We start from the raw sequence: 21,424 nt of genomic DNA, 5'->3' as shown, positions 1-21,424 counted from the left end.
AAGAGCGAAGTGATAAAGCTAAGCGGAGATAGCTTCCGCCTCAAGCACCGAGAAACCATATTTGGTAATTCATAGGTGTTGAAACTTATTTAGCGGAATCTGCTCAAAAGTACTTGACGGTTACATCCCAGCGGTGATCCTTCCGCGGACACATTAAAGTAATCCCCGTTCACTCCCGCTACAGCCCCGCTGTACTTGGTCATATTCAACACGGTATCTTTTTGAGCAATCTGTCCATTCTTCCCATTCATCACATCGAGCTTCACATACGGATTCAGCAAATCGATCTGCACGACGTTCGCCTTCACCTGAACCATTTCATCACTTCTCTTCAAGTTCCAAACATACTGCTGCAGCATCGCGCCTGACGTAATCGGCTGCTCACTTACTTTCGTAAATGTCTCCTGTACCTGCGTCTGCGCTGCGTAAAGCTTCGGCGGATCACTAAGTACATTAAAAGGCGCGATGGTCTGGGACAGCAGCATCCCTCCTACCGCGGCGTGAATAGCGACTTTTCTCCAGCTTGCTCTCGAATTCATGAAGCAGATCCTCTCTCCTCTATCAGTCTATTATCTATGGAACAATATCTCGTATAATAATAGACTGTTTAACCTACTAAAAGGTTTCGCAGGAAAGATAGGAATTGCGACGGGGATTGATATAGGAAAATGGTCGGATAACAGGAAACAGCTCATGTGAAAAAAAGTTGAGAGGAAGGGGCATAAATGATTGTAATGAAGAATGCGAATGCGAGAGGAATGTAAGCTCACGCCAAAAAGCCGCTAACCCCGAAGGATTAACGGCTTTTTGTAGATATTGAATTATCTTACGAGCAGAGATGCCACTTGTGTGCTTTCCGCTCTCGTCGTATATGCAGTCGGGTTGAATACGTTGTTGCCTTGGCCTACAAGAAGTCCAAGGGAGCTTGCTGCGCTCACGTAATCTTTCGCCCAATCCGCTACTTGGGTTGCGTCCACGAAATTGAGACTTCCCTCAGCAGCTACGGACTCACCAGTTTTCAACTCGTAAGCTTTGATCAGCATAACTGCCATTTCTTGACGTGTGATTTTCGCGTTCGGAGCAAACTTATTGTTGCCCACACCGGATACAATGCCGCTTGCATAAGCTGCGTTCACCGCTTCTTCATACCAGGAACCTTTCACCACATCAGAGAATGGAGCCGCTTGATCGCTTTCTAGACCCATAGCGCGTACTAGGAAGGCCGTAAACTCGGCACGAGTGACTTGGCGAGTTGGGGCAAATTCCGTTTCGCTGATGCCGTAAGCAACTTGCTTCGCAGCTAGTTGTTTGATCACATCTTCTGCCCAGTTACCGGCAGGGACATCGCTGAACGTTTTGTCATATTCGAAGTTGCCATAGTAGCTGAAGTGGTCAACATCACCGCCATATACATATTCGATAACACTAGCATCATCGACATAGTACAGGTTCGTCAGATCCGCGTCTACCTCTTCCGTCACAGCTAAATCTACTTTGATCGATGGGTCGAAGGAGCTTAAACGCTTCTCTTCGCTGCCATTTACAATGGCAAGATCGAAGTCATAGACTTCACCTGCAGCGGTTACAGCCGTGGAGCTGTTGTTCAGCCCTTTAAGTATTTCTGCGATTTTCTCTTCCGTCAGCTTGTCGAAGCTGAAAGAAATTTTCGCTTTGTTCAGATCGCTGCTGTCGATCTGCTTTTGCAGTTGTACTAGCAATGCGCCTGGAATTTCTACTTTGAAGCCTTCTCTTTCAAATACGAATACATTGTCTGCGGAGATTGCATTTGCATTCGCTGGGAACAGGACTTGCTTGTCGTCAGCACTCAGCGTAATCGTCACAACACCATCTGCCGCCTTCAGCTGGGAGTTGGATAGTTCCTTCACTCCATCTTGGGAAGTGGAACCACCACCGCCGTACCAGCCGCCGCCACCCGAAGAAGGTGGAGGTGTGCTTCCGCCGTTATCTTCACCGTATACGAATTCATAAACGGAACCACTTACGTTACCGTTATGGTATACGTTGTTTACTCCATCCGCATCATTGAAGGTGAAGTATACATCCTTTGTTACCGTAATATCGCTGTAGACATTACCGGATACCGTATAGTACTCTCCTTTGCCTTCAATCACCAAGTTATCTACAGAATATCGGTTTCCTTCACTGTCTACGAGATAAACATTTTCGGTTACCGACATGTTATCCCCATTGTACACGTCATAGTATACCGAACCCGTTACCGTTCCTGTACTTTTGTCCAAATACAAAAGCACTTTGTCCGCTGCAAATGCCAGGACTGGCAATGCCAGGCTTATCATCATGACCAGTGCCATGGATAAGCTGAACTTCTTGAGACTGACTTTCTTAAACAACGATTTTCTCCTCCTCTTTTTTATTTATGTCAAAGTGACGGCATCCCAGTATTTCCCAAATAGTGCCCTTCACTTTGCAAACAATAGAATATTAAAAAAGGATTAATTTGTCTATAACCATAAACGCAGCCAATTCAGAATAGTTTCGCCATTTCGGGAACTTTTTGCCACAAACCTCACTTTTTCAGTAGGAAATCTCTTTATTGGCCTGGCTATAGTTTTCGGAGGAGGAGAATATTTTTGGGGGATTTGCCCAAAAAATAGGTTATTAGACCTGTACTTCCTCAATCATCAATGAATGTATATAGCTGAGAACGTCATCTCTTAAATCTTCTCTTTGCAAAGCAAAATCTATCGTCGCTTTAATGAATCCAAATTTATCTCCTACGTCATACCTTTGACCTTGAAAAGAGTAGGCATATATTTGGCGCTGCTGTCTTAGTGCGTTGATCGCATCTGTCAACTGAATTTCACCACCCGCTCCCGGCGATTGATTCTCAAGAATATCAAAAATTTCAGGCGTCAAAATATACCGCCCCATAATCGCATAATTCGAAGGTGCTAGTTCGATAGGAGGCTTTTCTATAAAAGAATCGACTAGCATTAAATCTGCAGCACTTTTCTCCGCAGGCGCAATAATGCCGTATTTATGAACATCCTGCTCGTCTACCGGCTGAACGCCTACGACCGAAGTCTGGACCCCATCATACACATCAATCAACTGCTTAAGGCACGGCGTTTCCGACTGCACAATGTCATCTCCTAGCAGTACGGCGAAAGGCTCATTTCCGATAAATTTTCTAGCAGACCAAATGGCATGACCAAGGCCTTTCGGCTCTTTTTGACGAATATAGTGAATGTTGGCGAGATCTGCGATTTCCTGCAGCTCTTCTAGAACTTGAAATTTCCCTTTATCTTCAAGAACCTTTTCCAGTTCGAACGATTTATCAAAATGATCCTCAATCGCTCTCTTCCCTCTGCCGCTGACGATTAATATATCCTCAATTCCAGAAGTGACCGCTTCCTCGATGATGTATTGAATCGTTGGTTTATCTACAATCGGAAGCATCTCTTTCGGCTGAGCTTTCGTCGCCGGCAAAAACCGTGTCCCTAATCCGGCAGCGGGTATGATTGCTTTTTTGATATTCAACTGTACAGACTCCCCTCTTATAAGAAATACTCGAATTATTTTAACATAAAAAAAGCAATAGGGAGAGACTCGCAGCTCCTATTGCTTCTAGGTACTATATACCAGCGTCGGCTTTCAATAGCTCCGCTTTATCTGTGCGCTCCCAAGGGAGATCCACATCGCTTCGGCCGAAGTGTCCGTAAGCTGCGGTCTGTCTGTAAATCGGTCTGCGCAGATCGAGCATTTTAATAATGCCCGCAGGACGAAGGTCGAAGTGCTTTTGAACCAATTCAACCAATTTCTCTTCCGTTACTTTACCGGTTCCAAATGTATCAATGCTGATGCTTACGGGTTGTGCGACACCAATCGCATAGGCGACTTGCACTTCGCACTTTTCGGCTAAGCCTGCGGCTACGATGTTTTTTGCCACATAACGCGCAGCGTAAGCTCCGGAACGGTCGACCTTCGTTGGATCCTTACCGGAGAAAGCTCCTCCACCATGACGTGCATATCCACCGTAAGTGTCAACGATAATTTTGCGTCCCGTTAATCCTGCATCCCCTTGCGGGCCGCCGACGATGAAGCTGCCGGATGGGTTGATGAAATATTTCGTTTTCTCATCTAGAAGCTGTTCTGGAACAACTGGATGAATGACGTGTTTCAATAAATCTTCTTTAATCTGATCTTGGCTGATCCCATCATGGTGTTGAGTCGAGATCACGATCGTATCGACACGAACAGGCTTGTCATTCTCATCATATTCAATCGTAACCTGTGTTTTGCCGTCCGGACGAAGATATTCAACGGTACCGTTCTTGCGAACTTCAGTCAGGCGTCTCGCCAATTGATGGGCTAACGAAATCGGCAGCGGCATAAGCTCTGGCGTTTCATTCACCGCAAAGCCGAACATTAAGCCTTGGTCTCCTGCTCCGATCGCTTCGATTTCCGCATCGCTCATTTTACCTTCACGTGCTTCTAAAGCGGTGGTCACCGCACTCCCAATCTCTGGCGATTGCTCATCAATCGAAGTGAGTACAGCACAGGTTTGGTAATCAAAACCGTATTTTGCGCGAGTATAACCGATTTCTTTGATCGTATTACGTACGAGTGCAGGAATATCTACGTAAGAAGACTCACTTGTAATTTCTCCCGCGACAAGTACAAGACCTGTCGTTACAGAAACCTCACAAGCGACGCGGGCATTGGGATCGTTTCTTAGAAATGCGTCCAACACCGAATCTGAAATTTGATCACATATTTTATCCGGATGTCCTTCGGTAACCGATTCGGACGTGAATAAACGGCGGCTGCGTGCTAATGCCATAAGTTTTCAACCTCCTATAGGGTTATTATGTATAAATCCATGAGATTGCATGCCTAAACAAATGCTTCAAACAAAAAACGAACCTTTTCCATGATGGAAAAGGTTAGTACCTTCAAATCAATATCATACTGGAATTGTCGAGTACTGTCAATGAGTGCAATACGTGAAAACGCAGCTTCTCATTCCAGAGTGAGCAAGGTTTCTTGAGCTCTCTGAATCAATCGGGAGGTAATATGTCCACCAACCGCCCCCGCTTCTCTAGATGCTAAATGACCCCAATAGTCCTTTTGAATGTAGCCCGTGTAGCTACCCGCTTCACCAAGCTCAGAACCGAATTCCGTATTGAAGCTTTGCGCTGGCGGTTTATTCACCGGAAGACCGAGCTCTGCTGCAATTTCATACTTCAATTCATACAACGCTTGTGCTGATTCAGGAACGACCTTCGCATTGCTTCTCGCCATAATCACTTTACCTCCTTCATATGATGGGAAGTAAAATTATTATGTTCGAATGGACTGCTCTCCAAACTGCTGAATAGATGTTAAATCAGGAATATGCATCCTTTATTAAAGTACGTGATTATTGGTTATTTTGGGTTTCCCTGCGCATCCATATGCATATAGCTGCCGACGACCATTACAATGACATTTCCTTTTTGATCGGCGTCTGCTTGTATACCTCTGCCCTCTCTCGGGAAGAGTAACAGATGATCGCGAGGAATCACGGAGCCCTTCTCAATATTCGTGCCTTCCGTGACGTCCGGAATACCATTGGCATCGTTGCTTACCGCATACGCCGTTCCAACACGCAGGGTGAATTCTGTCCCTTCACCTGCATACAGGGTTTCCCCAGGAGCTAACGTAATAATTTCCAGACTGGACGCAGTGCCTTGATTGCTGCCTGTACCTGCACCACCGCTACCGATTTGCTGGGCCAATTCATTAATCTTCTGATCAACGTATCCTTTCGTCACCAAAGGATCATTCACCGTTCCTGGCGAGCCGCTCGTCTCCGCAATACTTGTCCACTGTGAACCTAGCCATAACCCAGAACCGAAGAGTGCAACAGTCAGCACGATTTTCTTCATATGTTTCAATGATTTCTCCTCCATCTAGAATGATATAAAATGCAATTATCTATAATAACTCTTATACCAATCAACGAATTTGGATAACCCATCCTCCAAAGAGGTTTTAGGCTTATAACCAATCTTCTCATGTAATTTATCAATGGATGCGTAAGTCTCCTTCACATCCCCTGGCTGCATAGGCAGAAACTCTATAGTGGCTTTCTTCCCTAGATCCTCTTCCAATATGTTTATCATTCTCATTAATGAGACGGGATCGTTATTCCCAACATTATAAACTTCGTGAGGCACTGACTTTGATGGTAGACAATGGATCAAATTAACAATTCCATCCACCACATCGTCAATATACGTAAAGTCTCTTTTCATATCACCATAATTAAATACCGATATCGGTTCGCCGGATAATATCTTCTCCGTAAATTTATAATACGCCATATCAGGTCTGCCCCAAGGCCCATATACCGTAAAAAACCTTAATCCCGAGATCGGAATGCCGTATAGATGACTGTATGTATAGGCCATTAGTTCGTTGGATCTTTTCGTAGCTGCGTATAAACTGATGGGGTGTTCAACGATATCGTTTTCAGAAAAAGGAATTTTATTATTTGCTCCGTAAACTGAACTGGATGAAGCATAAATGAGGTGGTCTACGTGACAATTTCTAGCGGCTTCTAATATGTTTAAAAATCCCGTTAAATTAGAGACAGCATAATCATCCGGATGTTCAATGCTATGTCTAACACCAGCTTGAGCGGCAAGATGAATAATGACTTGCGGTTCTTCACTATTCATAATCTCAAATAACGCTTCACCATTCTCAATACCTGTCTCGTAAAAATAAAAATTGGGATGTTCCAATACTTTCAGACGATCACGTTTCAACCCTATGTCATAGTAATCATTAAGGTTGTCTAATCCTATGACTTCATAGTCCACATCTAACAGTCGTTTTACGGTATGCATACCGATAAAGCCAGCTGCCCCTGTTACAACGATTTTCATAGAAACCCCTCATACAGTTTTAATGTCATTATAACCCTGTTGACTATGCATCTCCATAGATATTTAAAAAGAGCTAATATTCCCAAGCATGAATATTAGCTCCTAATCTGTTTATAAATACTCGTCCATCTTATGTTCTCGCAGTTCCTTCAGCAATTTCTTAATGTCCTGTGCCTTGTCCTTTGTGCAAACAAGAGTCACATCCTCGGTATCAATAACTATCAAATCCTCGATGCCGAGTGTAGCAATAAGCTTGCCGTTGCCCTCGATGATGCAGTTCTTAGTATCTACATTAATAATATTATCGCCTTTAATGACATTTCCTTGCTCATCTGTATCATTCAAGCGCTCTAAGGCGGTCCAGTTTCCTACGTCATCCCAACCGTAATCATAAGGTATGACGAAGATATGTTTGGCTTTCTCCATGACGCCGTAGTCAATCGACTGGGAAGGCATTTTCTTGAATTCGGATCGAATGATCTCCTCTGTAATTTGACCTGCGCGCTTAGCCTCCGACTTGATCGTTTCCAGCACATCATGCACGGGCGGCAGAAGTTCCTTCAAGTACTGGCGAATCACAGAGGTTCTCCACACAAAGATACCACTGTTCCAGTAAAAGTTACCGTTTGCTAAGTATTTCTCCGCTGTAGCCTTATCAGGCTTCTCCACAAATTTCTCTACACGGTGAATTTCTAATCCAATATGCTCTTCTTTCTGTCCACTGCTTTGAATATATCCGTAACCTGTTTCCGGATATGTCGGCGTGATGCCCAGCGTTACCAGGTATGGACCTTTCTTGGCCCAAGAAGCAGCGGTCTCGATCACATTCGCAAACTGTTCTTTATGGTCAATAATATGGTCGGATGGCAGCACGACCATCGTGCTGTCGGGATAACGTTCTTCAATAATTAAAGAAGCTAGTCCGATACAAGGGGCTGTGTCCCTTCCCACCGGTTCTATGATGATATTTTCTACAGGCAAATGAGGAATCTGGATGCGGAGCAATTCCGCATACATATCGTTCGTTACGATGAATACCTTCGAAATATCGAGCAGCTTTTCAAGCCTTTCCACCGTGAGCTGGATCATCGATTTTTGCCCAGCAATATTTAAAAATTGTTTCGGAAGTCTAGTTCGGCTTTTTGGCCAAAACCGCTCTCCCTTACCTCCTGCCATTATCACTGCGGTCAGTGTCATGAAAGCATGACCTCCTGTTTTATCTATGCTTGCAGGCTCAGTAGTTCGTATTATAATTATACACTTCTTCTTTCTTCACGTAATTGGTCTGGCTGCTGTTAATATACCAATCTTCTTCCTTCTCCGGATTGGCATGATTTCTGTTTTTCAAGGTCAATGTCGTTTTGTAGAACTTGCCTGCCGCTTTATAAAAGATCGAATATTCATGCTCTTCTTCCTTAACCCCAACCTTGTCGATCATGTATACCTCAGGGCTACCAGGATATACATCATACCTGGGATAACCATCGGAACCCAAATATTCATAATAAATGGTTGGCTTATAGTCACGAAGAACCGCCATTCGTTTCTCATTCGTTTCTCCTGTAACGGGTGTCTCGTTATCCATTCGGTATGATAATTTCAAGTTGCTGATAAAAGTCTGGGCCTCTTCTTTGCTCACAAACCAAAAATCAGACCACTTTTCCTTGGCCAGTTTAGCCCCCTGAATGTCATACCCCATTTGCTGAAAATCCTGAACCCGATAATACAACTGTCCCATTTGACCATAAGCAGTTAAAACAGGATATGTCCTACCGCCGTATTCGGCCAACATCACTTGGAACGACATGCCCTGTATTTCTTCATAGTCTGTCGGCTCGACAAATTCAGGAACAGGCTTCACTTCGTTAATATGAATCGTTTTATTTTCTCCGTCCCAAACAACATCCACTCCGACCAAATCAGCAATTTCCGAGAGAGGGACATAGGTTCTATTCTCATATACAATCGGTGTATTCTGAAGCTTGACTATCTCATTATTGAGTTTCACCTTTAGGTCACCCCGAATATATGCCTCAATCTTAGAAATCTGCCCTGCCGCACTTGCAACCGCGCTAATGGATAGAGTGGCTGCCGCCAGGACTAGCAACGACGTTTTAATCTTATTCATTTTCACCATAGAATCCATCCCTTCTTGCCAGTTACTTCATAACCATTTTGACAAAAAGGGACAAATTCCTTTATTTCGCAGCAAAGGTTATTTAGCGTTTTAGTATTTGAATACAGAAATCCCTGGAGACTGGAATGTATCAAAGTGGAATGAACCAATTAAATTCATTTGCTTATCAAAAATAACCATGTTCACACCCCTGCCATTCTTGGAATACTCTACTCCATCCAGTTGAATCGAAGAGTCATTTCCATGTGGATTACCTGCTGATAGTATTCTAAATGCTTTTCCTCCAAAAATTTGTGTTAGTTCCGGAGCATTCTCTGCATTCCATTCAACAGCAGTACTATTTTGTACTTCATCTTTCAAAACATAACCATCCGTGATAACTGCTGCATACGACCCTCTATATTCCAGTTGGTCAATGGAAGCACCCATTTCCAATAATAAATTTCTTACTTCGACTGGCAACTTGTTCGTGGCTTCATCACGAACTGATAGAACTACAATCTGATTGGAATAACTTCTTAGCAGATTTTCAAGGGTAGAAATCGTATAATCCTGAGTCAATACCTTCTTCTGTTCTGGGTCATATATTCCTGGTTCCAAATGAGCCCCCATAGAATACAGAATCTCTAAGGCTGCTGCATCTTCTTGCAAGATCTGCAATGATCCGGCTGTAGAAATATAGGCGTCAGTATTTATTCTTATATTTCTTTTATCAGGGATAGATTTGTCCTTAAATTCCTCAAACCATTCTTTATATTCTTCATAATCTTTCCTTACTGCTTCCGCATAACTTTTTGCTCGCTCATCATTTCCTTCTAATTGAGCCCTGAAAGCAATTTGGCTCTTAATATTAATCAAACTGTTAATATAATCGGTTTGGAAACGGTTCGCTTCATGTGCAAAAGTCATATATTCTATAGCTCTGTCAGGATCGCCTAATTGGGCAAATAAATTCCCGAAATTATATAGAATGATTCCGTTTCTCGGTTCCAAGTCTCTTGCCTTTTGAGCTGCATCTACAATCTTCTCAGTATATTCGGGCTGTGAAGAGGATTGTAGGATTTGAAAATACACCGTCGATGCTCTATATAAATAATCCGTGCTGTAAGGATTCAAAGAGGTCATCGAATCAGCCGCATTAATAGCCTGATCCATACTAATTTGCCCGGACAACTTCGATGCACTTTGCTCTGCCATGAAGAATCGGAAGGAAAAGAACAAGCCAACAATAGCCAGTACAGCAGCACCACTTGCCACATATGGTTTAATTCTGCGCAGTCCGTTCCTTTCACGAATGGGTTCTACTTTCGCAACTCTCGGCATACACATGGCCAACAACCATAGGATAATGAACCATACCAGACCGAAGGAAAAGTCAAAATCAATGGCGGAGTGTAGCAAGAGCATGGCTGATGCGGAAAGTGCCGCAATGGAAACCGTTCGATCATTCTCATTTACTACAGTCAATTTTCTCAAGGCAACATAGATGAAAGCAATCAACATGCCCATAAACAATACAAAACCAATCCAACCCACACCTAGCAGGATCTCCAAGTAACCGCTGTGGATTTCATTACTTAAATAAGGCTCGTCTTGGTAAACAGCGTAGAGATATCTCCAAGCGTCCCCTCCTGCGCCAGTTACAATGTAATCTTTACTAATGCGAAGTGCGTCTTCATACATATTAAGACGACCCGAAGCACTACTTGTCTCTAAATTAATGTCATTCAAGCGTTCTTGCAGGCTAGATGGCAGCACACTGTGAACGACACCTGAATTTAATAAATCTGCCGCCAGGAGTGCACCGATGGCGACAATCACCACAGCTGTAATGTAACGGCCAGAACGCTTCAACAAGCCATTTCGCTCAATAAGTTTGTCGATGGCTGGATCCAGTTTTTGTTTGTGAGACAGAAACATTGATACAACTGTATATATTGCAATTGCCGCCACTAGAACGATTAGAGAAACAACGATTGGTGTATCTGAAGTGTACAACGCATATAATATGAGTGAAAATACAATCGAAATAAATGAATGAATAAGATAGATCAGCTGATTCTTAAACGGCAGCAGGATTAAGCCGATAAACCAAGCAATAGGGAAGAAGATAAAGACACCTCTCGAGTAAGACAACATGAATACTGTACCGAATAAGACCACAGGTAGAGCATATAAGCATACCATTTTGAAATGGGTTAGTTTACGAGTCGACATGATTAGGGAGAAAATCCAAAAAGCTCCCATGACAGCTCCGAATGTGTTCGCGTACTGGAAAGGTCCAGTTAATCTTTGCCCCATCACGATATCACGGTAGTCAATCCAACCCAGGTAGCCAAATAAAGAAAATAAAGCAATAGCGATTGCAGTGATTTGAAAAAACACAGGCAAATAATGACTCTTCTGCTTATCCTGCCTGAGCCAAATCAACATAACAAAGAACGAAGCATACGCCAACCAACGCAACAAATTATTGAAGTTTCCAATAGGGGATTCTGCGGTAAAGAATGCAATTAGATACGTGATAGGGATAATGAATATGAGTAAATAAACCGAAGGCAGTTCTGTCTTCTTTTTTACTAACATATAAATAACCCAGATCATGAAAGTAACGAATAGTGCGCTTTCGACAAAATACATTACATAATCGTCAAAAAATAACCCCTCACTATAAGGGGTAAAGAAGAAAACAGCACCAAGTATGGCGAAAACGAACCAGAACATAATTAACCTCCACTTTAAATTATTTTATCACTAAAATTGAACTTGTTATATTGTAATTATTCAATACATCTCTTGTATATATCTAAAGTACGCTGAGTGATTATACCCCAGGAAAATTCCAATTCCACTTTGGTCCTTGAACTTTTCCCCATTGACTCCAAGTGATCATCTTGTACGAGTTTTATTATACCTTCAGCAATAGCTCCTGCATCCTTAGGTTCAACCAGTATACCATTTGAGTTCTGATCAATAATTTCTGGGATTCCCCCTATATTAGTACCGAGTAGAGGTTTCCCACAAGCCATTGCTTCTAATCCGGATAAACTCGTAGCTTCCATTAATGACGGCAGCACTACGATATCACTAATTTGGTAATATTTCTTGATCTCATTATGGGGAATATCCCCCAATAATCTAATACTGTCACTAATTTTATTTTCATTAATAAATTCCATAATTTCTTGTTTATATGCAGGATAGTGAACATAATCGTTTCCGGAAATTAAGAAACTTATCTTTCTGTCCCCGATTTTCTTCAATATAGCTGGTATGGCCTCAACAAAATACTTAACACCCTTTGTAGGAGCCCATCTTCTAGCACAAAGAATTAAAATCTCCTCTTCATCATAACCTAATTCTTGTCTTAACCTATTCTTTTCTACACGATCTAATACAGTAAAGTCATCAAGGGATACCCCGTTTGGAATGTAAGTAACCCTTTCGGATTTCTTAAGAAAATTAATATTAATCAATTCTTTGCTAGGGCCTATTAAGTGCCTGTAGTGACTTAACAAGATTCTTAATGAGAGACGTAAAAATTTATTATTATTCAACATTAAAAATTCACCAGTATGATTTGTGATTATAACTGGTAATTGCTTACTCAACCTTTTTGTCGTAGATATGTTACCTATAAAATCGTGCTGATGTATGATATCAATAGGTTCCATCTTATTTAGACTGAGTATATATTCTGCAATTTTTTTACTATATAAATTAGGTCTTGCTTTCTTAAGAAAACCCATAAAAAAACTTAACTTCGAGTCGTTTGTATATTTATTATAAGATTTCGTTTTAGTTTTATCATTTAACATGTAAAACCTATGAACTTCCAAACCATCGTAATTTTCAACTTTAACAGCATTCCCATTTTTGGATTTTTCCATGATAGTATGAATAATTACGACCTTATGACCTAGTTTAATTAATTGTTTAGATAAATGATAAACATGGGTTTCAATTCCTCCAATTGTAGGAAAAAACATGCTAGTGATCATACAAATTTTCATTAACTACTACTCCTTAATAATATGCTGAAGTAACAAACTCATAAATACATTCGCACTGGTATTCCAATTATATTTCTTTACTTGTATTAATCCTTTAGCTCTTAACGATTTCTGTAACTCTTCATCTCGTATTACAAGTTCAATTTTTTCTGCTATATCTTGTGGACTGTTTGGATCACAATACACAGCTGCATCTCCACAAACCTCTGGAATTGATGAAGTATTAGACACGATTACTGGACATCCGGAAGCCATAGCTTCAATAGGTGGCAACCCAAATCCTTCATAGAAGGACGGAAATACGAAGCAACTTGCGTTCTTATAAAGGGCTATTAATTGTTCATCCGTAACATAACCAACATATTGGACGTTGCTTTGGTTATCCAACTGGTAGTTCCCTGATACTCTTCTATTAATAGCTCCGGCAACTACTATCGATACATCATACTCTTTAGTCATTAGATCTACTGCCTTAAGAATGGAATTAAAGTTCTTATTTGGATTTAAACTACTTACGGCGAGAATATATTTCTTTTGATCCAGACCTTGTTCTTTAAGAAACAAGTTGTCGGGTTGCAGTTCACCTTCTAATTGTTCTTTGCCTGGATAAACAACACTTATTTTGCAAGGTGTGACATCACAATATTTTGATATTTCATCTCTAGAAAAATTTGAGACTGTAGTAATAAATGAAGTGCTCTTAGTAAGTCTTTTCAATAGATATCTATACCAACTTCTAAATGTCCTGGAAAATGCCTTTGGGTTTGCGAAAACTGCTGCATCATGGATAGTAACCTGCTGCATCCTTTTGTACATTGGACCAGTGTTACATAAATTGACTAGGAATCCCCCTCTTGAAAAAAAAGGAAGCTCTAATTGCTCCCATGAATGTCCTTTTAATCTTCCAATCCTTTTAAGAAGAATATTTTTTAGTTTTATATCTATCATTAAATCACTTTTTCCCGGTACAAGTATTGTAACTGTCAAACCGCTACCATTTTGCTCAAGCCAATTATCAATTGATCTAACTAATTGGAATGCGTATCTTTGTACACCTGTGATTTTCTGTGTAAGAAAACGCCCGTTGATATAAATTTTCATTTTATCATTATACCCCTCGATTCCTCATTACTCCTATACAGCTTCTTAAATAAAATAATAAAACGCCCAACAAGAAATCCCGAGAAAATAAAGAGAGGTGTGGTCCCGCCAATCATTACATAACCTTTCCACGATAAGAAAATAATTAATATGCTAATCGTCAATATTTCAACTCTCTCTGAATATAATAGTCGATTTAAATTTGTCGATATCACATTTCTCCATAGATATACTGCCATCACAATATTAAAAATTATATATATTGCTAACCCTATAAAACCAGCATCCTTAAATACACTAATTATTGGTGTTTGAATTGCAAATCGATATCCTACTCCGACTGTACTCTCAAGATCGATCAGTTTAATTTCGCCCATATCATCATTTGAAAATTCAGATTTATAGGGAGATCCTAACCCTGAACCAATTAAATACCTCTGTTGTTCTGAATTCCCAATATAGGATAAATAATCTGTCAATTGGCCTGATCGAGTTTGAATTGATTTTGATGTAGCTAATTCATAAAAGAAGTTCGAGTTAATTGCTACAAATATCATCATAATTGTTACTAGAAAACTAATTAGGGAAACCCTAGATAACTTTTGTCTAATAAGAAATAATACTAAGATAATAAACGCAAAGTAAATAAAATTAGCTTTATAAATTGATAGTACATTCTGCATTAAAAAAAATAAAAATAGCAACCCAACGCAGAAATAACGAACTGTCTTATTTTTTGTATAATTGAACAAGTAGATTCCTAAGTAAGTAATAATAAACAAAGAAATTGTATATGCCCCTTCTTGGCTAATTATCTTTACAGTTTGCCCATATCTCACCCATAGTTCGTTTATTGGAAAAAACTGAAGTGATAAATAACCATTTATCAAAATCAATGCAATGGGAAACAAATATGAAGACAACTTCATATGATAATTTAAATAGTAATACGTTAGTACTAACGCAACATTAAAATAAATTAAACCTTTTATATTTATTAGAAATGTATTTCCACCATCAAGCCAGTAGCCTTTGAAAATAACGAAGGCAAACACAGAAATAAATAATATGAGTAATTCTTTTAAATAAATCAGTTTAAAAAGTGAGTCATTTTTATTTAGATACATCTTCATCATTTTAGGTAAAAGGACGATAAAAAGAAAAATAAATAAAATATCATATATACTAAAGGGCCCGACCAAATTATAATTCCAAATAAATGTCCTAGGAATAGCCATATTATAATCATGTATCTTTTTGATCATGATGTTATATGCTGAATTAAACGACATAAATAATAAGATGGAAACTAATTTCCCTCTCATATTTAAGTGCTTTTTCCAAATCCAGAATATAAAAATTACCGATGAAATAATAAATAATATTGTATCTATCAACATAGCATTGTTCATATAAATTCTCCGCAACACTTAAGAATTTGAAATTTGTTTATATACATTACAATACTCATTTATAGTTCTCTGTATATTAAATTGTTTTAGATAATTTTCCAAATCCAAACTCATTTCACGTAATAAATTTGGATAGTTTATTATTCTCTCTATGTTACTTCTTAACGATTCCGGCTGATTTGGATCAAAGATAAAACCAGTCTTCCCTTCTTCTATACATTCTGGTATACCACCTCGGTTAGATCCAATGACCGGCTTCCCATAAGAATATGCTTCTAATATCACCCTTGGCAAAGGCTCATGCCAAATAGATGGCGCAATTAACATATCAACCTCAGGCAAAATATCACTCGGATTCGTATATCCCAAGAACGTTATGTGATCAGGATACTTGCTATTATCAAGATTGGCTTGAATCTGTTCATCATATACTTTGCCCGCTAGAAGGAGTTCCGCATTATCAAGATCTTGAAACGTATCCAGCAGCAATTTCACACCCTTTGTTTCCTCAATCCTACCCATATATAAAAACTTGAGTCTTCGTTTTTCCCCTATCTTCTTGAAATCAAGTGTTGGGGATTGGATTACAGCACCATTAAAGATACGAGACGAAGGGGTATTCTGGAAATATCCAAAATGTTGATGCCTATCGATCATAAATTGTGAATTTCCTATTAAATGATGTACATAACCTTGATTAGACAGCCTTTTTTTACTCTCTGTATATAAGCTGCAGCTTGAGCATCGTTTTTCGCAGTTTTGATTCGCTTTAAACATCGTACTCTTAACGCACATTAGGCTAAAATCTCTAAGTGTATGTGCAACAGGTATCCCCATGTTGCGAGCAACGATCCATGGTGCAGTCGAAAGGCCTGTAATATTATTCGTATGAATTACATCTGGCCTTTCAACTGCTATAATATCTTTAACTTTTCTGGCCATGAACGGATTATGGGAATCGATTCCATGCCAAAGCATTTTCTGATACGATGGTTTAGATTTGGAGTCTACACCCCAATATAGATTGCGGTGTGATAAATAATAAACTTTAACCCCATTAACTTCTTGTACCTTATCCTCTTTGGCCGTGCTTACAATGACGGGTTGTATACCAAGCTGAACAAGACCCTCCGCTAGCAATTGTACTGATTTCTCTGCCCCGCCGACTATATTCGGGTAATATAATGTATTGAATATTAATACTTTCATATCTCGCCTCGTATTGAATAATTTATCAGACCTTTGTACAAAGATTCGGTCTTTTCGGCAATAATACTCCAAGAATAATCCTTCACTTTTTCAAAAGCGGTATTAGTTATTTGTTCAAGCATCTCTTGGTTCTGGTATAGTTTTACGATTGCTTTAGCTAGTTCATCCGAACTTTTAGGTGGTACTAATAACCCAGTTTGACCTGAAGTAATAATTTCCGGAAACCCACCTACATTGCTGGCTACAACTGCCTTTTTCATTGCCATGGCTTCTAGCGCGGCTAAGCTTACCGCCTCTTGTAAGGAAGGCAACACAACAATGTCAGCCACAGCATATACTTTTTCCATTTCCTCCATCGGAATATTACCTAAATACTTTACGTATGAAGTGATTCCTGAATCTGTAATGACTCTTTTCACGGCATTAATATACTCAATATTTGTATTTGGTGCTTCTTCACTGCCTAAAAACACAAACTGTAAATCCTCAGTCGTACGATCTTGTAGTATCTTTTTGATCGCTTCAGCGAAATATATATTCCCTTTAACTTCAGTCATTCTGCTTGGGCACAATATAGTAAATTTCCCTTCTTCTAAGCCAAAACGGTTGCAGTCCTTGGGAATGTCCGGCCGAAAGCGACGAGTATTTACTCCATTTGGGATATATCTGAGAAACTGTTCATCATTTATAAGCATTCTCGCCTTTTGTGTTCTTTCTTCGCTCACGCCTATAACCGCATGTACACCATGATATAGCCATTTGAGTAATCTTCTCTTCATAGGCGACTCATATTGTTCAATATACCCTGAAGTATGATTCGTCCAAACCCATTTGCATATTTTATGAAATCGCTTTGCAGATAAAGTGGAGTCCAAGTGGTCATGCTGATGGATGAGGTCTACTGGACCGAATTGTTTATTGACCATTTTCACAATACTATTAACATATGCGGTTCGCTTCAACCATTCAATTTTTCCGATAGAATGCCCAATGAATTCAGCCTTAATGACATGTACACCTTCGAGTTGATAGCTCTCAAGGCGATTCTTTCTCCCACTTAATGCATTTATTACAATTACCTCATGGCCCCTGTTTGTCAATTCAGTCGACAAATGATAGACATGGGAAGCAATACCACCTATATTGGGAAGAAAATCAGCGGTTAACATGATAATTCTCATTTCAATTCACTCCAAGGTCTCTATACTTTAGATCCGGGCTGTACTGTTTTGCCTAACCTATTAAACAACCCATCCCGCAGTCCTTTGTATAGAATCCTGATCTTTGTTGTAACTTTTTTATATTTTAATATTTCTTTCATCATCACCCATGAAAAATATAAGAATGATCTAAAGTACCTTACCCAAAAGTTACCGTGAAGCCTATCTAATATAACCATATTCCGAACATAATAATAATCCTTCCATCCCCACTCGGAAACTTCAGGCTGTACCAATTTCCTAACCATTCGAGCTGAAGGAATAATAAACAGTTTATACCCTGCTTTTGAAATACGAATGGAATAGTCTGTATCGTCTCCAATAATGAAGAAGTCTTTCTCTGGCAACCCGATCTCATCAATTATCTTCTTCCGAATCAGCGGCCCTTCGAAAGCAACTGTCTTTATTTCCAGTCCGGATTCCGGAAGCTCATCTACCGTCCTGTAGAGCCCCATTACAGATTCGGAGCTGTAGGGCTTCACCGGATTGGAGTAATTTAATGATACCTTCTCATATGCAGCAAGTTCCCCGTTCATTGTCGTTCTCGCTGGCATGAGTACTCCAACATCTTGCTGCAAGCACAAGTTCGATTTCAAAAGCTTTTCTAAGCAGTCCGAATCAGGAATGACGTCATCGTCCATTAACCACACCCAGTCAAAGGAATCATCACCTGCTCTTCTCATACCTTCATGGAATCCTCCAGCACCACCGGTATTTTCAGGGAGCCTTGTATAGCTGATTCTTATCCCTTGATATTCGGTTTCAGTTGACCATATAATGTTGCTTTCAATATCGGGATACGCAGTTATATACCGATACTTTATCATTAGATGGGGCGTGTCTATTGAGGAAGCATTGTCTATAATCATAATCGTATCAAGCGGATAGCTTTGATTCACCAACGATTCAATACATTCAATCAACAGTTCGGCCCGATTAAATGTTACAATCACTGCACATACACTTGGCGCTTGTTTCATATTACATCTCCATATAATTGATTAAACAAACCCAGTGCCCTCGCCACGACGGCATCCATATCGAAATATTGATACTCCGCAAGTCGCCCTGCAAAGATCACCGGTTCAATGGAATCTCCTAGACGCTTATACTTCTTATATAATTCAAGGTTTCCGTCATTCTTAATCGGATAATACGCATCGTTCTGCCCAGGCACATAGTCTTGAGAAAATTCTTTGACAGTTGTGGAACCGTCCACTTTCTGTCCGGTTAGATGTTTAAACTCCGTCATTCGTGTAAAGTTATAGTTGTTATTGTAATTAACTGTTCCTACATCTTGTACAAGATCATCCTTCCAATGCTCGAATTGGAACCTCAAAGAGCGATATGGAAGCTTGCCAAACTTATAGTCAAAGAAATAATCGATTGGACCTGTATAAATGAGCTTACCTTCGAACGGCTGATTCATGAATGTGATCAGTTGTGCTTCTGTATCGACCGCCATCAGCTCTTTGTAATCTGTGTTCAGCATGACTTTAATGTTCGGATGAGCCAGCATACGTTCGAACATCTTCGTATACCCGTGAGAAGGCATGCCCTGGTAGACATCTTGAAAGTAGCGGTTATCCCTGCTGATATATACGGGAACTCTGCCTGTAACGGTTGGATCCAATTCCTCCGGCTTCACTCCCCACTGCTTCACCGTGTAATTCAAGAATACTTTCTCGTACACATATTGAGCCAAGTACTGCAAATCTGAATCAGATACTTCTCTAAGCTTCAGAATAGGCACTTTCACATTGTAACCAAAATGCCCAATCAATTTTTCCTCCAGCCTATTGGCCAGACTGCTTGGAAACAACTGATGCAGACTATTCAGGTTGAATGGAACCGGCACCTTATGACCGTCAATCAGACCAAGTACCTCATGCTGATATGTCCGCCAGTCCGTAAATTGTGATAGATAATCCCATACTTCCTTCGAGCGGGTATGAAATATATGCGGACCATACTGATGGATCAATACTCCGTGCTCATCATAGCAATCATAAGCGTTGCCACCAATGTGGTTTCTTTGTTCAATGATTAATACTTTCTTATTTAATTGGCTTGCAAGCCTCTCCGCTAAGGTTGACCCTACGAAACCCGCACCGACAATGATGTAATCAAACATCTTGACCCTCCCATGTAACCTGTTTTTTGTTGTTGCCAAAGAATCTATACCCTTTGATCGTTAGATAAATAAACATCGTCACCGTGACCGCAATTTCCGTACTTAGCACACTAATCGCTGTACCGATGTGTTCGAAATAAGGAACGATCGTAAACGCTAAGATGATATTAAACAAACCCGATCCCATGAGAATTCTTGAGAATGCCTTCTTATGACCGAAAGTAAGCATCGTTTGCACACCAAATATATTGCTTAAGCCAATAATAAATGGAAGGAAGGAAAGGATCTGTATAATGACCACGGACGATTTGTACTCAGTGCCTAAGATGATATTTACTGCCGGTTCCGCAAGTACGAAGACGATAAATGCCCCTACAAAAGTAGCGCTTCCGACGATGAACAATACTTTCTTTATAAATGCAAACGCCCTGCTGTATGATTGCGCAGCTAGTTTACTAATGTATGGGTACACCGTTTGTGTAATCGGAGTGATTAAGCCCTGAATCGCTTTAATCACTTTTTCCCCCGAAGCGTAATAACCAACAACCGTGCTGCTTGCGAACAAACCTAGTATGAACGTATTGCTGACTGTATATAAATTGATGGCGATTTGTGAAATGAAGACATGCCAGCCTTCCTTGAGCTGATACACGAGCTGATGTCTTGTGGGCAGCTGGAACTTGACCTTGTGCCGAACAAGAACAATCCAAATTGCCACGATGCCAATAAAGACAACTCCAATAGAATTAAGCAGGGGCACAAATATATAGTCTCCTTCGCCGCGAATCACTACAAAGACCAAAACGGTGGATATGAACTTACTTACAATGTTCAACATCGTAATGTATTTCATATTCTCTATCCCCTGGAAGTACCAGATCGGGAAAAGAACATTGCCCAGTACCAACCCATAGGTTAAGATATACAGCATCGCATCAGAAGAAAATTTATCTATTGAAAATACAATGGATATCATTACAAGAAAGTTGAGCAGCATCAGCGAGACTTTTATGACCATAACGGATGAAAAAATCTCGGATACCTTGTTCTTGTCCTCCCGATGGATTGAAATCATCCGGGTCGCTGACAAATTAAAACCATAGTCGGTCAGCATCACAAAATACGTAATAAAGGCTTGGCCGAAAGCGACCAATCCGTAGTTTCCCGGGCCGAGCACCCTTACCAAGTAAGGCAATGTTAGGAGCGGCAATATATAATTGGTTCCTTGAAGAAAGATAAGGGATATAAAATTTTGCACTAATCGCTTCTTGTCTGACATTT

The 21,424-nt window shown here is 40.2% G+C and carries 18 protein-coding genes; all 18 read right to left on the bottom strand.

Translation table 11 applies throughout. The features are described 5' to 3' along the window. Window positions 1-89: 89 nt before the first annotated feature. A complete protein-coding gene (locus ACFPXP_RS03820) occupies window positions 90-539 on the bottom strand; it encodes a hypothetical protein (protein WP_379892525.1) in 450 nt (149 codons plus the stop codon). Window positions 540-821: 282 nt separating this feature from the next. After that, entirely contained in the window at window positions 822-2,372 is a 1,551-nt protein-coding gene (locus tag ACFPXP_RS03815; protein ID WP_379892523.1) for an S-layer homology domain-containing protein, read from the bottom strand. Between the two features lie 268 nt (window positions 2,373-2,640). Then, on the bottom strand, window positions 2,641-3,522 hold the full coding sequence (galU, locus tag ACFPXP_RS03810) for a UTP--glucose-1-phosphate uridylyltransferase GalU (protein WP_379892521.1): 882 nt from the start codon (window positions 3,520-3,522) through the stop codon (window positions 2,641-2,643). 94 nt (window positions 3,523-3,616) lie between these two features. Then, entirely contained in the window at window positions 3,617-4,825 is a 1,209-nt protein-coding gene (metK, locus tag ACFPXP_RS03805; RefSeq protein WP_379892519.1) for a methionine adenosyltransferase, read from the bottom strand. 179 nt (window positions 4,826-5,004) lie between these two features. After that, on the bottom strand, window positions 5,005-5,286 hold the full coding sequence (locus ACFPXP_RS03800; protein WP_379892517.1) for a small, acid-soluble spore protein, alpha/beta type: 282 nt from the start codon (window positions 5,284-5,286) through the stop codon (window positions 5,005-5,007). Window positions 5,287-5,411: 125 nt separating this feature from the next. Beyond that, the gene (locus tag ACFPXP_RS03795) at window positions 5,412-5,921 is read right to left on the bottom strand and encodes a hypothetical protein (protein ID WP_379892515.1); all 510 of its coding nucleotides are present in this window, start codon (window positions 5,919-5,921) and stop codon (window positions 5,412-5,414) included. A gap of 36 nt (window positions 5,922-5,957) precedes the next feature. Continuing rightward, window positions 5,958-6,917, bottom strand: coding sequence for an NAD-dependent epimerase/dehydratase family protein (locus ACFPXP_RS03790; RefSeq protein WP_379892514.1), 960 nt, complete (start codon window positions 6,915-6,917; stop codon window positions 5,958-5,960). Between the two features lie 111 nt (window positions 6,918-7,028). Beyond that, on the bottom strand, window positions 7,029-8,114 hold the full coding sequence (locus tag ACFPXP_RS03785; protein WP_379892512.1) for a mannose-1-phosphate guanylyltransferase: 1,086 nt from the start codon (window positions 8,112-8,114) through the stop codon (window positions 7,029-7,031). Between the two features lie 37 nt (window positions 8,115-8,151). Continuing rightward, window positions 8,152-9,054 carry a stalk domain-containing protein gene (locus ACFPXP_RS03780; RefSeq protein ID WP_379892510.1) on the bottom strand — a complete coding sequence of 301 codons (903 nt, stop codon included), beginning with the start codon at window positions 9,052-9,054 and terminating at the stop codon, window positions 8,152-8,154. Between the two features lie 90 nt (window positions 9,055-9,144). After that, window positions 9,145-11,778, bottom strand: a complete 2,634-nt coding sequence (locus ACFPXP_RS03775) for an O-antigen ligase family protein (RefSeq protein WP_379892508.1) — start codon at window positions 11,776-11,778, stop codon at window positions 9,145-9,147. Between the two features lie 56 nt (window positions 11,779-11,834). After that, window positions 11,835-13,067: a glycosyltransferase family 4 protein gene (locus ACFPXP_RS03770; protein ID WP_379892506.1), complete on the bottom strand. Its 1,233-nt coding sequence runs from the start codon at window positions 13,065-13,067 to the stop codon at window positions 11,835-11,837. A gap of 6 nt (window positions 13,068-13,073) precedes the next feature. Further along, complete coding sequence (locus ACFPXP_RS03765) at window positions 13,074-14,168, bottom strand: glycosyltransferase family 4 protein (protein ID WP_379892504.1); 1,095 nt, start codon at window positions 14,166-14,168, stop codon at window positions 13,074-13,076. Further along, complete coding sequence (locus ACFPXP_RS03760) at window positions 14,165-15,580, bottom strand: O-antigen polymerase (RefSeq protein WP_379892502.1); 1,416 nt, start codon at window positions 15,578-15,580, stop codon at window positions 14,165-14,167. Before ACFPXP_RS03760 ends, ACFPXP_RS03765 begins: the two co-directional genes overlap by 4 nt. 18 nt (window positions 15,581-15,598) lie before the next feature. Then, window positions 15,599-16,789 (bottom strand): glycosyltransferase family 4 protein, encoded by a 1,191-nt coding sequence (locus ACFPXP_RS03755; RefSeq protein WP_379892500.1) that lies wholly within the window; start codon window positions 16,787-16,789, stop codon window positions 15,599-15,601. Continuing rightward, window positions 16,786-17,970: a glycosyltransferase family 4 protein gene (locus tag ACFPXP_RS03750; RefSeq protein ID WP_379892498.1), complete on the bottom strand. Its 1,185-nt coding sequence runs from the start codon at window positions 17,968-17,970 to the stop codon at window positions 16,786-16,788. Before ACFPXP_RS03750 ends, ACFPXP_RS03755 begins: the two co-directional genes overlap by 4 nt. A 20-nt stretch (window positions 17,971-17,990) precedes the next feature. Further along, window positions 17,991-18,989, bottom strand: coding sequence for a glycosyltransferase family 2 protein (locus ACFPXP_RS03745; RefSeq protein WP_379892496.1), 999 nt, complete (start codon window positions 18,987-18,989; stop codon window positions 17,991-17,993). Beyond that, on the bottom strand, window positions 18,986-20,143 hold the full coding sequence (glf, locus tag ACFPXP_RS03740) for a UDP-galactopyranose mutase (protein WP_379892493.1): 1,158 nt from the start codon (window positions 20,141-20,143) through the stop codon (window positions 18,986-18,988). Before glf ends, ACFPXP_RS03745 begins: the two co-directional genes overlap by 4 nt. Next, window positions 20,136-21,422 (bottom strand): flippase, encoded by a 1,287-nt coding sequence (locus ACFPXP_RS03735; RefSeq protein ID WP_379892491.1) that lies wholly within the window; start codon window positions 21,420-21,422, stop codon window positions 20,136-20,138. Before ACFPXP_RS03735 ends, glf begins: the two co-directional genes overlap by 8 nt. Window positions 21,423-21,424: the final 2 nt, after the last annotated feature.

The sequence above is a fragment of the Marinicrinis lubricantis genome (assembly GCF_042658665.1).
GTDB classification, from domain to species: Bacteria; Bacillota; Bacilli; order Paenibacillales; family KCTC-33676; genus Marinicrinis; species Marinicrinis lubricantis.
The sequence above is the reverse complement of the archived record's forward strand: the minus strand, read 5'-3'. Positions and strand labels throughout refer to the sequence as shown.

Excerpts from the sequence above, each read along its gene's own strand:
- ACFPXP_RS03820 (WP_379892525.1), bottom strand. The coding sequence starts at position 539 with ATGAATTCGAGAGCAAGCTGGAGAAAAGTCGCTATTCACGCCGCGGTA.
- metK (WP_379892519.1), bottom strand. The coding sequence starts at position 4,825 with ATGGCATTAGCACGCAGCCGCCGTTTATTCACGTCCGAATCGGTTACC.
- ACFPXP_RS03800 (WP_379892517.1), bottom strand. The coding sequence starts at position 5,286 with ATGGCGAGAAGCAATGCGAAGGTCGTTCCTGAATCAGCACAAGCGTTG.
- ACFPXP_RS03790 (WP_379892514.1), bottom strand. The coding sequence starts at position 6,917 with ATGAAAATCGTTGTAACAGGGGCAGCTGGCTTTATCGGTATGCATACC.
- ACFPXP_RS03785 (WP_379892512.1), bottom strand. The coding sequence starts at position 8,114 with ATGACACTGACCGCAGTGATAATGGCAGGAGGTAAGGGAGAGCGGTTT.
- ACFPXP_RS03780 (WP_379892510.1), bottom strand. The coding sequence starts at position 9,054 with ATGGTGAAAATGAATAAGATTAAAACGTCGTTGCTAGTCCTGGCGGCA.
- ACFPXP_RS03775 (WP_379892508.1), bottom strand. The coding sequence starts at position 11,778 with ATGTTCTGGTTCGTTTTCGCCATACTTGGTGCTGTTTTCTTCTTTACC.
- ACFPXP_RS03770 (WP_379892506.1), bottom strand. The coding sequence starts at position 13,067 with ATGAAAATTTGTATGATCACTAGCATGTTTTTTCCTACAATTGGAGGA.
- ACFPXP_RS03765 (WP_379892504.1), bottom strand. The coding sequence starts at position 14,168 with ATGAAAATTTATATCAACGGGCGTTTTCTTACACAGAAAATCACAGGT.
- ACFPXP_RS03760 (WP_379892502.1), bottom strand. The coding sequence starts at position 15,580 with ATGAACAATGCTATGTTGATAGATACAATATTATTTATTATTTCATCG.
- ACFPXP_RS03755 (WP_379892500.1), bottom strand. The coding sequence starts at position 16,789 with ATGAAAGTATTAATATTCAATACATTATATTACCCGAATATAGTCGGC.
- ACFPXP_RS03750 (WP_379892498.1), bottom strand. The coding sequence starts at position 17,970 with ATGAGAATTATCATGTTAACCGCTGATTTTCTTCCCAATATAGGTGGT.
- ACFPXP_RS03745 (WP_379892496.1), bottom strand. The coding sequence starts at position 18,989 with ATGAAACAAGCGCCAAGTGTATGTGCAGTGATTGTAACATTTAATCGG.
- glf (WP_379892493.1), bottom strand. The coding sequence starts at position 20,143 with ATGTTTGATTACATCATTGTCGGTGCGGGTTTCGTAGGGTCAACCTTA.
- ACFPXP_RS03735 (WP_379892491.1), bottom strand. The coding sequence starts at position 21,422 with ATGTCAGACAAGAAGCGATTAGTGCAAAATTTTATATCCCTTATCTTT.